The 15,739-nt window shown below is 60.6% G+C and carries 8 protein-coding genes; 4 read left to right on the top strand and 4 right to left on the bottom strand.

Annotated elements, in window-relative coordinates:
- Positions 1 to 55 precede the first annotated feature (55 nt).
- The 4 genes from CFBP4996_RS20945 (at position 56) to CFBP4996_RS20930 (ending at position 9,928) form a co-directional block, all read left to right on the top strand.
- The gene (locus CFBP4996_RS20945; RefSeq protein ID WP_080853933.1) at positions 56 to 1,021 is read left to right on the top strand and encodes a glycosyltransferase; all 966 of its coding nucleotides are present in this window, start codon (positions 56 to 58) and stop codon (positions 1,019 to 1,021) included.
- Between the two features lie 219 nt (positions 1,022 to 1,240).
- Positions 1,241 to 3,286, top strand: coding sequence for an O-linked N-acetylglucosamine transferase, SPINDLY family protein (locus CFBP4996_RS20940; protein WP_080853934.1), 2,046 nt, complete (start codon positions 1,241 to 1,243; stop codon positions 3,284 to 3,286).
- A 102-nt stretch (positions 3,287 to 3,388) separates the two neighbouring features.
- Entirely contained in the window at positions 3,389 to 4,546 is a 1,158-nt protein-coding gene (glf, locus tag CFBP4996_RS20935) for a UDP-galactopyranose mutase (RefSeq protein WP_080853935.1), read from the top strand.
- 195 nt (positions 4,547 to 4,741) lie between these two features.
- Entirely contained in the window at positions 4,742 to 9,928 is a 5,187-nt protein-coding gene (locus CFBP4996_RS20930; protein ID WP_080853936.1) for a beta strand repeat-containing protein, read from the top strand.
- Between the two features lie 102 nt (positions 9,929 to 10,030).
- Here the strand turns inward: CFBP4996_RS20930 and CFBP4996_RS20925 are convergent, their stop codons facing one another.
- From CFBP4996_RS20925 to CFBP4996_RS20910, 4 genes are all read right to left on the bottom strand, one after another.
- A complete protein-coding gene (locus tag CFBP4996_RS20925; RefSeq protein WP_080853937.1) occupies positions 10,031 to 11,458 on the bottom strand; it encodes an FAD/NAD(P)-binding protein in 1,428 nt (475 codons plus the stop codon).
- Between the two features lie 185 nt (positions 11,459 to 11,643).
- Entirely contained in the window at positions 11,644 to 12,747 is a 1,104-nt protein-coding gene (gene sfnG, locus CFBP4996_RS20920) for a dimethylsulfone monooxygenase SfnG (RefSeq protein WP_003523935.1), read from the bottom strand.
- A 22-nt stretch (positions 12,748 to 12,769) separates the two neighbouring features.
- Complete coding sequence (gene msuE / locus CFBP4996_RS20915; protein WP_080853938.1) at positions 12,770 to 13,360, bottom strand: FMN reductase; 591 nt, start codon at positions 13,358 to 13,360, stop codon at positions 12,770 to 12,772.
- A 294-nt stretch (positions 13,361 to 13,654) separates the two neighbouring features.
- Entirely contained in the window at positions 13,655 to 15,598 is a 1,944-nt protein-coding gene (locus tag CFBP4996_RS20910; protein WP_080853939.1) for a methyl-accepting chemotaxis protein, read from the bottom strand.
- Between the last annotated feature and the right edge of the window lie 141 nt (positions 15,599 to 15,739).

Below are 15,739 nucleotides of genomic sequence, written 5' to 3'. Positions count from 1 at the left end.
CCGCGTCGTAACATTTTAATTGCAGAATGCCCCAGAAGGACATTCAGTATCTGTCATGGCAAAAATATCCGTCATCATCCCGGCCTACAACATGGCCAGTCTTATCGGCGAGACACTCGACAGTGTTCTGCGCAATGAAACCGAGATGGATATCGTCGTCGTCGACGATGCCTCCACCGACAATACCTGCGACATCGTCGAGCAATACATCGCTCAGCACGCCAATATAAGGCTGATGCGCAGCGAGACGAACACCGGGCCGGGCGTTGCCCGCAACAGGGCGCTGGCGACCATCGACAGCCAATATTGCCTGTTTCACGATGCTGACGACCTCCTGCACGACGGAGCCATCGATACCGTTCTGCCCTTGATGGATGAGACGAATATCGATGTCGCCGCATTCAGATATAGCGTGTTGAGAACGACCGATGGCCCTGCCGGCGAAATGGCGCCTATCGACAAGAATATCTGGGATAGCGTCCTCGGCAGCCGCGACAGCGCAATGATCGACCTAGACTCGACCGCGCAATTCCTGGTGACGATCAATTACCCATGGAACAAGATACTGCGGACATCTTTCATTCGCCGGACGAACTGGCGTTTCTCCACGGCGCGGATCAACGAAGATATCCTGCCGCATTGGGCGGCCTATATGAATGCCGGACGGTTTCTGGCCATTAACAGCAGCCTGACAACACACCGCCTCGTCCCGGGGCGGGAGCAGCATACGAGCACGTTCGACGAGCGCCGGCTTGAGATGTTCGCGGCACTGAAAGACATCGAGAAGCTTTTCCTGGACAATCCGATCTTCAGGGCAAAATATTACCCGATCTTCATCGTCTTCAAGGCGGGTTTGCTGGAATGGGCGGCCAAGCAGATGCGGCAGGACCTGCACGGTCTTTTCCGCGAATATGTCGCACATTCATATCAATACTTCACGGATGAAGACTTCGACAGTGTCTATCGGATCAACCCGTCGATCGCGCTGGCGAGCTACAGGATGAAATACTCTCATCGTTAGAGATGTGAGCGATCCTTACTGCGGCATGACAGCATCAATCTCCCGGAAGCCGACGCCTGATCGGGAGGAAACTTCGTGCGGCCACGCTACCGGCTGATCTGGGCAAGCAACCCGGCTTCCAACACATCCAGCCACAGGCAAGTTACCTGCGATAGCTAAGGACGGCCCATCAACAGGCTGTTCTTATCTTCGACCCTTTGTCGCTTGCCGCAGGATGTCATGACCGCCAATCCCGTCTCACCTTCAAACGACGCCGCCGCTCCCAGCGCCCTTGATCTTGCGCGGAACCAGCGGATGAGTCTCATGGATCTGCTGAGCGTAACCGAGGCGCTCAGTGCCGCCGGTCAGCGAGCCGCGGCTGCGGAACTCTACAAGACCTGGGTTGCGTTCAACGACAACAATCCCGTCATTCATCTTGCCTATTTCAACTATGCCGTTGCGCTCAGCCAGCTTGGCGACCGCGCGGGCGCCGTGCAGGCGTTCCGCGCCTGTTTGAAGGCCAATCCGCAATTCGCTCCCGGCTACATCAATCTCGGTCGTGTCCTCGAAGATAGCGGGTTGATCGGCCAGGCCGTGGAACAGTGGTCGCAATATGCCGAAACGACGAAGCACCTCGACGCCGAAGCGATCGGCCATCGGCACATGGCCCTGCAGAACATCGGCCGGGTTCTCGAAGGCGCCGGAAAGCTCGAGGACGCTGAAACCGCCTTGCTACAGGCATTCGAGCTGCGTCCGGAATTGCCGGAGGCAGGCCAGCACTGGGTGTCGTTGCGGCAGCGCCAGTGCAAGTGGCCGGTGCTTGCTCCTTCAAACCATGTCCCCGCGCGCAAGATGCTCGATGCGATGTCCTCGCTGACGCTGAGCTGCTATGCCGACGATCCGATGTTCCAGCTTGCCAAGGCATATCGCTACAGCAAAACGGTGGTCGGCACGCGGCCGGACCTCAGCCGTTTTCCGCGCAGGTCGCCGAAGCTGAAGTCCGGAACCGGTGAGCGGCTGCGCGTCGGTTACCTCTCGTCGGATCTTCGCGATCATGCCGTGGGCTTCGCTCTCTGCGAGGTTCTGGAGTTGCATGACAAGGACAGCCTTGAGGTCTTCGCCTATTATTGCGGTAACGTCCGCAACACGGACAGCACGCAGGAGCGGATCAAGGCAGCAGTCCATTGCTGGCGGGATATCCACGGCCTGGACGATGCCGCAGCGGCATCGCAGATCATCTCCGACGAAATCGATATTCTGATCGACGTGAACGGCTACACCAAGGACGCGCGCACGAAGATTTTCGCCTATCGCCCCGCGCCGGTCATCGTCAGTTTCTGCGGTTACCCCGGATCGATGGGAAGCCCGTTCCATCAGTACCTGATTTCGGACGGTTACATGATCCCGCCGGAGAACGACATCTATTACTCCGAAAAGGTCCTGCGCATCGCCTGCGACCAGCCGCTCGACCGCAAGCGGCCCATCGCCGCCCGGCCAAGCCGGGCCGAGGTCGGATTGCCGGAGGATGCGTTCGTCTATGCCAGCTTCAACGGCATGCAGAAGATTACCGAAAGCTGCTTTGCGCGATGGATGACGATCCTGTCGCAGACGCCGGGCAGCCTGTTGTGGCTGCTGGCGGGCGATGAGGACGTCAATCAGCACCTGCAGGCAATCGCAGAAAAAAGCGGCGTCTCACCTGACCGGCTCGTCTTTGCGCCGAAGGTTCCGAACCCGCAGCACATCGCCCGTATCGGCGTTGCCGACCTGTTTCTGGATACGTTCCCCTATGGCGCTCACTCCACGGCCGCGGACGCCATAACATCCGGCCTGCCCGTCCTCACCATGTCCGGCAAGACATTTGCGGCACGCTTCTGCGGCAGCATCGTCACCGCAGCGGGTGTTCCGGAAATGATTTGTTCTTCGCCGGAAGACTATGTCGCCCGCGCCATCGGCTTCGAACGCGACAGGAAGAAGCTTCTGGAGGTCAGAGAATCGATCGCCCGGCAGCGGGATACCAGCGTATTGCGGGATATTCCCGCTCTGGCGCGCCGTCTGGAAGAGCTGTTCTGGCAAATGCAGGGCGAATGCGAACGCGGCGAGACGCCGGTGCCGGATCTCAGCAATCTCGACCTCTATTATGAACTGGGCGCGGAAGCCGTGTTCGAAAACGTGGAGTTTGAAGACGAGCAGAGCTATCGCAATCGCTATCTCAAGAAGCTCTCTCAATGGCACGACTATTCGCCAATTCCATATGACAATCGCCTCTGGCGGATACCGGATAACTGAGCACGGGATAGTCTCGACCGGCCGGGGCATGCGCTGCACGGCACATCTTCGATGCAAATCTCGACCGCCCACCGGGCGACATATGAACGGGACTGATTACCAATGTTCGCGGACGAAAGAATTGTCATTGTCGGCGCCGGGCTTTCCGGCGCGGTCATCGGCCGGGAGTTGGCGCTGGCAGGCCACAGGGTCGATATCGTCGATGCCCGCGATCACATTGCCGGCAATTGCCACACCGAACGCGACGGTGAGACCGGCGTTATGGTGCATGTTTACGGGCCGCATATTTTCCACACCGACGACAAGGAAGTCTGGGACTATGTGAACGGCTTTCAGACCTTCATGCCTTACAAGAACCGGGTCAAAACGACGAGCGGCGAGCGCGTCTATTCGCTGCCGGTCAATCTGCACACGATCAACCAGTTCTTCGGCAAGAATTTCCGGCCCGATGAAGCCAGAGCCTTCATCGAGGAAAAGGCCGACAAGTCGATTACTGATCCACAGACTTTCGAGGAGCAGGCGCTGCGCTTCGTCGGCCGCGATCTCTATGAGGCCTTCTTCAAGGGATACACCGAGAAACAATGGGGCTGCTCGCCGACGGAACTGCCGGCCTCGATCCTGAAACGCCTGCCCGTGCGCTTCAACTATGACGACAACTACTTCTTCCACAAATATCAGGGCATGCCGGAAACCGGTTATACGGACATGATCGAACGCATCCTCGATCATCCGAACATCAGCTTCAAACTTGGCACACATTTCCAGCGCGCCGAAGCGCCGGCCTCTGCACACGTCTTCTATTCCGGTCCGCTCGACGGCTATTTCGACTTCGAATTCGGCCGTCTGGCATATCGGACGCTCAACTTCGAACGCTTCACCTATGACGGCGACTATCAGGGCTGTGCGGTGATGAATTATGGCGACGTTTCGGTGCCCTTTACCCGCATCACCGAACACAAGCACTTTTCTCCGTGGGAAGACCATGCCGGCTCCGTCTGCTACAGGGAGTTCTCCCATGAATGCGGCCCGCAGGACATTCCCTATTATCCCATCCGGCTGGTCGAGGACAAAGAACAGCTCGCCGAATATGTGGCGCGTGCCGAACGGGAAGCGTCGGTAACCTTTGTCGGGCGGCTCGGGACCTATCGTTATCTCGACATGGATGCGACCATTCGAGAGGCGCTCGACACCGCCCGCCTCTATCTCGCCCGGCGATTGGAAGGCGCTCCCATGCCAGCATTTCTGCATTCACCCGTTTGAGGCGGATACGTTCGTTCTTCACCATAAATGCAGGCAATTAACGCTCCGACGACCGAAGCGTAGCAACTTCAGGTTCAGGCAAGCCCGATTGCGTACTCAACATCTGAAAAATGGTGGATCTGCGCAACCGACGCCCTTTCCGGGGCTTTAGCAGAAAATCCACCTGTTGGGCCTGGACTTTAGGATTTTTCAGACATGACGTCGATCATTTCTTCCCTGAACGTCAATCAGATCAGATATCTTTCGACAGAGGCGGTCGCAGCCTGGACAACCGACGACGTGGCGTCGCTTTCCACAACGCAGATCAAAGCGCTCTCGTCGGCCCAGATCGCGGCACTGGATGTGGAGGATGTCAAAGTCCTCAACTCACAACAGTTGAGCGCCATTTCGCAGGGCGCCATCGTTGGCCTGACGCTGGATCAGCTCAACATTCTCGATCAGTACGCCATCAAAAGCCTGAATTCGAGCCAGATTTCTGCGCTCACCACCACCCAGCTCCATGCCCTGACGACGGAACAGGCGGAGGCTTTGACCTCATCTCAGGTGCGCGCCCTCAATGCGACGCAAATTGCCGCCCTAAGCGCGGAAGATATAGCAACATTCTCAACCGCCGACATCGCCGCAATCACAAGTAAAGCCATGCCGGGCTTGAGCACCGAGGTGATCGCAGGGCTGACGCCGGATCAGATCGCGGCCCTGAGCACGAGCGCCGTTGCGAGCCTGACGACCGACCAGATCGCGGTCCTGAACCCAGATCAGGCCGAAGCCCTGTCGCCGGCGCAGGTCAAAGTGCTGAGCTCGATGCAACTCGCTGCTCTCGGCACGGACGATATAGCGACATTCTCGACCGCCGATATCGCAGCGATTACCGTCAAGGCCATGCCGGGTCTCAGCACCGAGGCAATCGCGGCGTTTAGCCCGGATCGGATCGCCGCCCTCAGCGCAAGCACGATTGCCGGCCTGACGATCGACCAGATCGAAACCCTGAGCACCGCCCAGATCGCTGCATTGACGACGGCGCAGATTGCCGCACTCAAGACGACGCACATCGCCGCCCTGAGCACCAGCCAGGTCGAAGCCCTGTCGCCGGAACAGGTGAGGTCGCTGAGCGCGGCACAATTCGTGGCCCTCAGCGCGGAGGACATCGCGACATTCTCAACCGCCGATATAGCGGAGATCACCGGCAAAGCCATGCCCCGTCTGGGCACGGAGACGATCAGCATGCTTACCAAAGAGCAGATCGCCGCATTGACCACGGCCCAGATGAACGCCCTCGGCGTAGCGCAGTTCCAGGCCTTGAGCGCGGCTCAGATCGAGGCCCTGTCAACCGCTCAGATTGCCGCCCTCAGCACCGGCGTGGTCGCAAACCTGATAGCCGACCAGATCGAAGCCTTCAGCACCCAGCAGGTCGAGGCCCTGTCCTCGGCACAGGTAAAGTTGCTGAGCTCGATCCAGCTTGCGGCCCTGAGTGCCGAGGACATAGCAACATTCTCGACCGCCGATATCGCGGCGATCACCGGCAAAGCCATGTCCGGCCTGAGCGCGGATGCAATCGCGGCGCTGTCCACCGCCCAGATCGCCGCCCTGACCACCAGCGCCATTGCCGGCCTGACGGCCGATCAGATCGAAGTTCTGAGCGCCGAGCAGGTCGAGGCGCTGTCTCCGGCGCAGGTGAAGTCCCTGAGTTCAGCGCAGCTCGCAGCCCTGAGCATCGAGGATCTGGCGACATTCTCGACCGCCGATATCGCAGCGATCACGAATAAAGCCATGTCAGGCTTGAACACCGATGTTATCGCCGCCTTCACCACCGCTCAGATCGGCGCCCTCACCACCAGCGCCATTGCCGGCCTCACTTCCGATCAGATCGAAGCCCTGAGCGGCAATCAGGTCAGCCTTCTATCTACCGCGCAGATCAAGGCGTTGAGTTCGGTTCAGGTCGCCGCCCTGGGCAACGATGTGGCCGCCCTGTCCACCAGCCAAACGGCCATGTTGAGCACATCGGGCATCAAGGGCCTGACCAGCGATCAGGTTGCGGCCCTCAGCATCGATCAGTTCGCGGCCCTGACCACGGCCCAGATCGCGGCTTTCGGCTCGGGACAGATTGCGGCATTGAGCACGGACAATATAGCATCGCTTTCCGTGGCCCAGCTTGCGGCAATGAGCACCTCCGGCATCCTGGGACTTTCGACCGGCCAGATCGCCGCCCTCAGCACCGATCAGGTTTCCAAGCTGTCGACCAAGCAGATGGCGCGGTTGAGCGCGGCACAAATTGCCGCCCTCGGCACAGACGACATAGCCGCTCTTTCGACAGCCCAGATCGCCTCCCTGAGCGCTGCGGGCATTACGGGACTAAGCGCGCAGCAGCTGGCGACCCTCACCACCAGCCAGGCCGAAGCCTTGACGAGCGCGCAGATCGTCAATCTCGGCTCCACACAGATTTCGCAATTGGGGACGGACGATCTGGCGAAATTCACGACCAAGGACATCGCCGCGATCACGTCCAGCGCAATCGCAGGACTGACGGCAGAGACCCTCGCTTCCCTGACAACAGCCCAGATTGCCGCCCTGAATGTGCAAAGCATCGGTGCGTTGAGCACCGCGCAGATCGCCGCCTTGAGTATCGCCCAGGTCGAGGCCTTGACCACCGCCCAGGTCGGCGCTCTCAGCTCGAAACAGATCGCCGCCTTGAGCGCGGACGACATTGCGACATTCTCGACCAAGGATATCGCCGCGATCAGTTCCAGTGCGATCGCCGGATTGTCGGCAGAGACCATCGCCTCCCTGACGACAGCGCAGATTGCCGCCCTGAACGTGCAAAGCATCGGTGCATTGAACACCGCGCAGATCGCCGCCCTGAGCACCGCTCAGGTCGAGGCCTTGACCAGCGCCCAGGTCGGCGCGCTCAGCTCGACGCAGGTAGCGGTCCTGAGCGCGGAGGATATGGCGACGTTCTCGACCAAGGACATTGCCGCCCTCAGTTCGAATGCCATCCCGGGCTTGTCCACCCAAACCATAGCGTCGCTGACGACAGCGCAGATCGCAGCCTTGAGTACGGCTGGCATTGGTGGGCTGAGCACCGGACAGGTCGCAGCGCTCACTGGCGATCAGGTGGACGCCCTGACCAGTACCCAAATCGCGGCACTCACCTCAAAACAGGTTGCGGCCTTGAGCGTGGCTGACATCGCCTCGCTGTCAGCAGCCCAGATAGCCGCCCTCAGCACTGCAGGCATAACGGGCCTGACCACTGACCAGATCGCGGCCCTCGACACCGCGCAGGTCGAGGCTTTGACCGATACACAGGTCGGTGCTCTCAGCTCGAAACAGATTGCGGTCTTGGGCACGGACGACATGGCAACGTTTTCGACCAAGGACATTGCCGCGATCAGTTCAAGTGCCATCCCGGGCTTGTCGACGGAGACCATAGCGTCGCTGACCACGGCCCAGGTCGCAGCCTTGAGTGCGGCTGGCGTTGGAGGGTTGAACACCGGGCAGGTCGCCGTCCTGACGAGCGATCAAGTCGACGCCCTGATCAGTATCCAGGTCGGCGCCCTCACCTCCAGACAGGTTGCCGCCCTCAGCGTGGCCAGCATCGCTTCGCTTTCGGCAACCCAGATAGCCGCTCTCAGCACGGCGGGCATAGCGGGCCTGACCACCGATCAGATCGCCGCTCTCAACACCGCTCAGGTCGAGGCCCTCACCAGTGCTCAGATCGGCGTCCTCAGCGCAAAACAGATTGCGGCCCTCAGCGCCGGTGGCCTTGATACATTCACTGCCGCCGAGCTGGCTGTCATCAGCTCGAGTGCGATCTCGGGCCTGTCGACAGCGGCAATCGCTTCGCTGACGACGGCGCAGATCGCCGCCCTCGGCACGGCCGCAGTACCCGGCCTGACCACCGCCCAGATCGCGGCCCTCGGCACCGGTCAGGTGGATGCCCTCACCAGCGCCCAGATCGCCGCCCTCACCTCCAAGCAGGTTGCGGCTCTGAGCGTCGCCAGTATCGCCTCGCTCTCGGCAGCCCAGATAGCCGCCCTCAGCACTGCGGGTACGGCGGGCCTGACCACCGATCAGATCACGGCCCTCGACACCCTTCAGGTCGAGGCCCTGACCAGCAGTCAGATCGGCACTCTCAGTTCGAAACAGATCGCGGCCCTCAGCGCCGGCGATCTCGATACATTCACTGCCGCCGAGCTGGCCGCCATCAGTTCGAATGCGGTCTCGGGCCTGTCGACAGCGACCATCGCCTCGTTGACGACCGCCCAGATCGCCGCGCTCGGCGCGGCGGCAATACCGGGCCTGACCACGGATCAGATCGCGACTCTCGGCACCGGTCAGGTAAGCGCGCTGACCAATGCGCAGATCGGCGCCCTCACCTCCAAACAGGTTGCGGCCCTGAATACGGCCGACATCGCCTCCCTTTCCGTTAGCCAGATAGCGGCTCTGGACGCCAAGGCGATTGCAGGCCTTGGCAGCGCACAGACCGGCGCGTTGAGCATTGAACAGGTCCAGACATTATCCACCCGGCAGATAGCATCGCTGAATTCGGATGCGCTCAAGGGCCTGTCCGCGGAGATGCTGGAAACCTTCTCGACGGAGGAACTCGCGGCTATCGGCTCAAGCGCGATAAAGGGACTGTCCACGGACTTTATCGCCGCTCTTTCCACCGCCGAGGTTGCGGCCCTGAGCACGGCTGGCGTCGCCGGATTGACCAGCGATCAGATCAATGCCCTCGGCAAGGACCAGATCGAAGCACTCTCCACCAGCCAGATCGCCGCATTGAGTTCGGCCGGACTTGCGGGGTTGTCGGCGGATGATCTGGATACATTCTCCACCGGGGAACTCGCCGCCATCAGTTCGACGGCGATCAAGGGACTGTCCGCCACCGTCGTAGCCTCCCTGTCTTCTCAGGAGATCGCCGCTTTGACGACGGGCCAGGTGGCTTCGCTGAGCTACGGTCAGGTCGCGGCCATGGGGTCCGCGCAAATCGGAGCGCTGTCACTGTCACAGGTCAGCGTCCTCAACGCGCTGCAGGCAGCCGCGCTTGGCGGCGACGACCTGACGGCATTTTCCACCGAGCAGATCATCAGCCTGAGTTCGAGCGCAATCTCGGGATTGGGCACCGGTACGCTCGCTGCCCTGACGGCATCCCAGGCGGCGGCCTTCACGCCAGGCCAGGTCGCCGCCATGACATCGGCGCAGGTTACGGCCTTGAACAGTGCCAAGACCACCAACAGCTCTGTCCAGGATATCGCCTCCCTGATCTCAACCACCGACGAGACGACTTCGACCCAGGACAGCGCGACCAGCACGTCAGTGGAGGCTTCGAGTGAAACGCAGGAGGCGTCTGACGTCGCTGCAACCATTTTGTCTTATCTGGACGTCTGACTTTGGCCTGCGAATAGAGGGAAATAACCGGGCCGGGATAGCTGCCATCGCCTGATGGCAGCCGCTATTTCGCCGGCTCATCAACGCCGCGTCAGTGTGCGTTCAGACCGGGGCCGGGCTGCTCGTCACTGGCGTAAGGCTCCGTGCGATTTCTCCGGCAACGAAGATCGCGTGCTCGGTAACCTGGGGCAGGCCCATCAGCTCACCGAAGGTTCCGCGCGCCAGCGGACCGCCGATCAGCAGCGTTTCAATGGCCTGGCCGCGGCTGTCGATGGCGCGGGATCGCTCGTCGCAGTGGATGCCCAGCCCCGTCGGGCAAAAGGTCAGAAAACCCGCCTGCTCCAGACCGGAAAGAAAAGCCTGCGATTTCAGAATTCCACCATGAGCGGGACCGGTCGTCACGATAATCGCATCGACGTCGAGCCGCGCGATGTCCCATTTGCCGCGAAACCGCAGATCGACATGCAACGAACCGTCTTCGCCAGCCTTTGCGGACACAAGCGACCCGGCGACGATCTGTAACCGGCCCGAAATTATGGCCTCATCCAGAAGTTTCTCCACCTGCGGCGCGATCCTGAACCGGTGCGCGTCCCAGAAGGGCCGCAGCCACCGCACCACCCTTCGCTTTTCGATCAGGGGAAGGTTCCGCCATATGTCGCGTCCCTGCAGGCGAACGGCGTCCAGAACGCCATGCCAGCTCGCACCGCCCGCTTGCGACACTCGCACAGCCTCTCGAATCCGCCGTAGCAGTTCCGACGCGCTTTTGGACGGCGGATCGACAAAATCGCCGTAGGGTTCCTGCGGCAAGGCCGGATGGCCACGCGACCGCAAGCCGCGGCGCGACAGCGAAACGACCCGCGCATGATGGCCGCGCCGGTGGAGCGCGGCAAAGGCATCAGCCGCGGTCAAGCCATTGCCGACGATCAGAATACGGTCACCTGCAGCGATATTTTCCAGCGCAGCGTCCGCATTCAAATCCGCCACCAGTTTCGGATGACCGGCAAGCGGTTTCAACACCTGCGGAAGCGCCGGCGGCGGATGGCTTGTCGCAACCACCACGATGTCCGCGAAATGGCTATCGCCGTCTGCGGTTTGCAACTCCCAACCGTCTGCATGGCGAGCCACATGTTCTATCGTGCTGCGCCTGTGCTCAACAATGCCCGCATCCAGCAGGGGCGCGATCTCGGCCGCGACATAGGCGCCGAAGACCCTGCGTTGCGGATAGGCCTGCCCGTCGGGCAAAACCGCTGCTGCATCGCCCGCAAGCGCGTTCGACCTGTCGAGATAATGGAGGAAATTATCCGGATCATCAGGATAAAGCGTCATGCGGCCGGCCGGCACGTTGATCCGGTTGGTCGGCTCCGGCGTGGAATAGGCAAGCCCTGCACCCAATGCCGCTCTCGGCTCGAACACGACGATCCGCACATTTTCGAACGCCCCAGCGGCTCGATGGAGATGAAGGGCAATCGCTGCCCCGCTAAATCCACCGCCTATGATGGCGACAATGGCATTATTCCGGCTCACTGACATTTCAACTCACGCGATCTCGGCGGCTCACGGACCGAATAACGTCCAATTTTAGCAGCCGGGATGAAAAATTCACAGCGATGCGTGCCAGGTCGCGCAAGTTCGAACGCATGCGTCCCGTCCGGTTCGGCTGCGGCGCTTTCGGCGGATGAGCGGCGAAGGCCGCCGCTCCACCTGTTCTGCCTGCGTTATTCGGCTGCAATCGCCGCGCTTTCCTCGGCCTCTTCGAGTGCGCGCACCAGCGGAATGACGTGCTTGCCGAAATACTCGACCTCTTCCTGGAAATGCAGGAAACCGAGCAGGATGAGATCGGCGCCGGCGCGCTTCAGGCGCACGATGCGCTCCGCCACCTGTTGGGGGGTGCCGATGAGGTTAGAGCGGAAACCGTCATTGTACTGAACGAGATCCTCGAAGCTGGATTTCGCCCAGTTGCCTTCGCCTTCCGGGGAGGCCTTACCGGCATTCTTCACCTCATGGCCAAAAGCATTGACCGCTTCCGGATTGGCCTTCTCGATGATTTCGGCAAGCACGGCCTTTGCCTCTTCCTCCGTCTCACGCACGATGGCGAAGGCATTTACGCCGACCTTGACCGAATGATTGTTCTCAGCCGCCTTGGCACGGATGTCATCGACCTGCCTTGCGATCTCTTCCGGGGTGTTACCGTTGGTGAAATACCAGTCGGAAACGCGAGCCGCCATATCGCGGGCTGCGCGCGAAGAACCGCCCTGAAAGATTTCAGGCTGCGGATCGACCGGTTTCGGCTTCAGGGAATAATTGTTGAAGCGATAGAAATCGCCGCGGAAGGTGAAGCTGTCTTCCGTCCAGATGCCGCGCAATGCACGGATGAACTCCTCCGAGCGGCGATAGCGCTCGTCGTGGTCGAGCCACGGTTCGCCGATGGCATGGAACTCGCCGCGAAACCAGCCGCTGACAATGTTGACCGCAACGCGGCCATTGGTGAGGTGGTTAATCGTGGCGATCTGTTTTGCAGCGAGCGCCGGGTTCCACGGCCCCGGCAGAATGGCGGCAATGACCTTCAGCGTCTTTGTCGACTCCAGTAGGGAATGGCTGAAAGACACGGATTCATGCTGGAACTCGGCGCCATAGCCAGCCGTGAATCGAATCTGGCTCAGCGCATAGTCAAAACCGCTCGCTTCCGCGATCTGCGCGAGCTTGCGGTTATAGTCGATGGTCCAGCTGGTGCGTTGCTCGATATTCGAGATGACGAGGCCACCGGAAACATTCGGAACCCAATAGGCGAATTTAACGGGCTCGGCTGTGCGTGCGGTCATGATAAATTCCTCTCTTGCAATCTCAGTTGGCAGCCGCTTCGCGTGAAACGACGGAAAGGGTCGGATGGTGATCGCCGCCACCAAGCGCTTTGGCGGGCAGAAGCTCGAACAGATCGGCGACGGCGCGCTCAATGCGCGCTTCGACGGCCGGGTTTGAAAGCGTGTATCCGGTAAAATCCGCCTCGACGGCATAAACCGTGGTCGGCACGGTGACAGCACCGAAGAAGCCGAACAGCGGACGGAACTGGTGTTCCAGCATCAGGCCATGCAGCGGCGAGCCGCCGGTCGCGGCAAGGATCACGCGTCGACCCTGCAGGGCACGGAAATCGACGAGATCGAATAAATGTTTGAGCGCGCCCGTATAGGAGGCGCGATAGACCGGCGAACCGACGACGAGCACATCGGCAGCCTCGACGGCATCGACAATTGCACGCCCGGCCTCGTCGAGCTCATCTGCGCGCAATGCCCGAAATAGAACCGGGGCGGCATCGGCAAGATCGATGAGGTCGGTTTCAACCTTCGCCGTCCGCCCGATCGCGGCAACAATTCGTTCAACGACATGCGCCGTGCGAGATGGCCGCTTCACACTACCGGAAATGCCAAGGATCTTCATATCCGTTCGCCCTTCTTTTGTGTGTATTTTCTATGTTTTTAATAGGCTATCAAAGACGCTCATTCCAAAAGCCGCATATTTTGAGAAATGCTTTCGCGTATTTGGGCCAAAGCGCCGACTGTTTCACACGGGGCAAGGCGGTCGCTGCAAGTGCCGAAGGGGAAAGCACTCACGCCCTCAACGGGCAGATATCGCCCAAAAGCAGGACACCGGGGATCTCCGATCCCCGGTGCCAATATCTAGAGCGATGCTTTCAGCGCCTCAATTGAAGGCGACGTAAAGGCAGGGCAAGGATCAAAACTCCTCCCAGTTGTCGGGGGTGGTATTCAACGCGGCATTGCCTGAAAACGCCGCCCTTATCCTGCCGCCAAGCGCACGCGCGGGAGACGCTGCGGGCCTGCCGGCAACCGATGCCGTGCGCACGGGCGCGGAGGCCTCGCCATAACCGCCTTCGGACAGTTTGAACTGTGCGATCAGCCCGTTGAGCGAAGACGCCTCGCGTGCAAGCCCGTGGCTGGCGGCGGTGCTTTCCTCCACCATGGCGGCGTTCTTCTGGGTGTCCTGATCCATCTGGTTCACGGCCGTATTGATCTGCTGAAGACCGGAGGATTGCTCCTGTGCCGATTCCGCGATGGCGGCGACGTGCCGGTTGATTTCCTGCACCTCCGTCACGATCAGTTCCAGCGCCTTGCCGGTTTCACCAACCAGCTGCACGCCCTGCTGAACCTGACCGTTGGATGTCGTGATCAGGTTCTTGATCTCCTTGGCCGCACCGGCGGAGCGTTGCGCCAGTTCGCGAACCTCCTGCGCGACGACGGCAAAGCCCTTGCCCGCCTCACCCGCACGGGCAGCTTCCACGCCCGCATTCAGCGCCAGAAGGTTGGTCTGGAACGCGATCTCGTCGATCACGCCGATGATGTTGGAAATCTCATTGGCGGATGTCGCGATCTGCTCCATTGCAGCGACGGCCTGCTGCACCACCTCTCCGGATTTTTCAGCGCCGACTTTCGCGCGGCCGACGAGGTGACCCGCTTCCTGCGCCCGCTTCGTGGCGTCCTTCACCGTCGTGGTGATTTCTTCCAGCGCAGCCGCAGTCTCTTCAACGGCGGCAGCCTGCTGCTCCGTGCGTCTCGCCAGATCGTCCGCCGCAGACCTTATCTCGTTGGCGCCGGCATCGATGCCGCGCGCGTTCTGCGCCACCTGGCTCAAGGTCGACTGCAACTGTTCCGCAGCCCGGTTGAAATCGCCGCGGATACCGTCAAGACCGGAGACGAACGGCTGAACGATCCGGTAAGTAACGTCGCCCTGGGCGATCTTCGAAAGGGCCGTGGCAAGATTGTCGACGGCAAACTGCACGTCGGCAGCTTCCCTGGCCTTCTGTTTCTCGCGCTCGATCCGGTCCTTTTCCGAAGTCGACCGGTTGGCCTCCGTCTCATTCTCAAGCCGGAGGCGTTCGATTGCGCTTTCGCGAAACGCCTGAACCGCAGCAGCCATCTGGCCGACTTCATCCCTGCGATCCATTCCGGAAATTTCGCTTGCCGTATCACCGGCCGCGAGCGATTCCATGCGCGCGCGAAGCCGCGCAATCGGGGTGGTGATGCCCCGGGAGGAAATGAGCAGGCCAAGTGCGATCACGGCCAGCGAAACGAGCGCGAGCGTAATCAGGCCCGTCCAGATCGTCGTATTGGTGCTGGCTGTAAGGCGTTCTCTCCCCTCATTCATCACCTGGATGAGCTGCTCATTGCCGGCGCTGATCTTTGGCGAGACTTCGGCAATTTTTCGAAGCACGTTGAGCGCCATCTGCTGCGCTTCGGCGCGTTGCCCTGCCTGCATGAGGGCGATGACCTGATTGCCGATCTCCTCGACTTCGACGACACCCTTGAGGATATCGCGGGCGGCATCCGTGCGCGCCGGCACAAGCTCCATGATCTTGTTCTGGCGTTCCTCGAGCTGCTTACGGTCGGCTCTGAAGGTCTTGACGGCAGCTTCGAAATCAGCGCTGGCCGGGTCGTTAAGGCTGGCGCGAAGCATCTGCATGCCGAGTGCATTGAGGTTCCCGCTGGTTCTGGCGTTCAGAACCGCAGCAAGGGCCTCATGGCCGATGAAATCGCTATAGACGCTGTCGGTGCCTTTATATTGCAGGCTGACGTAGCTTATTCCGGAAAGCGACATCAGGCTCATCAGAGAGATGACAAAAACGACCTTCGTTTTTATCTTGGTATTGTTCAGGAAAGACATGAATGGCCTCAAGGCAAGCACTCCTCCAGCCGCCCTCTCAGGAGGCCGGGGAATATATAATGAAACATCGCGGGTAGCTGTTGCCCCTCCTCATGGGGCGACAAGCGGATGCCTTTTTCGAGCCGCCGCCGGGCGGGTCGT

The sequence above is a fragment of the Agrobacterium leguminum genome (assembly GCF_005144435.2).
In the GTDB taxonomy this organism is placed as follows: Bacteria; Pseudomonadota; Alphaproteobacteria; order Rhizobiales; family Rhizobiaceae; genus Agrobacterium; species Agrobacterium leguminum.
Note: the sequence above shows the minus strand (reverse complement) of the source record. Positions and strands in the feature narration are given on the sequence as shown.

Coding starts and splice junctions, on each gene's coding strand:
- CFBP4996_RS20945 (WP_080853933.1), top strand. CDS start 56: ATGGCAAAAATATCCGTCATCATCCCGGCCTACAACATGGCCAGTCTT.
- CFBP4996_RS20940 (WP_080853934.1), top strand. CDS start 1,241: ATGACCGCCAATCCCGTCTCACCTTCAAACGACGCCGCCGCTCCCAGC.
- glf (WP_080853935.1), top strand. CDS start 3,389: ATGTTCGCGGACGAAAGAATTGTCATTGTCGGCGCCGGGCTTTCCGGC.
- CFBP4996_RS20930 (WP_080853936.1), top strand. CDS start 4,742: ATGACGTCGATCATTTCTTCCCTGAACGTCAATCAGATCAGATATCTT.
- CFBP4996_RS20925 (WP_080853937.1), bottom strand. CDS start 11,458: ATGTCAGTGAGCCGGAATAATGCCATTGTCGCCATCATAGGCGGTGGA.
- sfnG (WP_003523935.1), bottom strand. CDS start 12,747: ATGACCGCACGCACAGCCGAGCCCGTTAAATTCGCCTATTGGGTTCCG.
- msuE (WP_080853938.1), bottom strand. CDS start 13,360: ATGAAGATCCTTGGCATTTCCGGTAGTGTGAAGCGGCCATCTCGCACG.
- CFBP4996_RS20910 (WP_080853939.1), bottom strand. CDS start 15,598: ATGTCTTTCCTGAACAATACCAAGATAAAAACGAAGGTCGTTTTTGTC.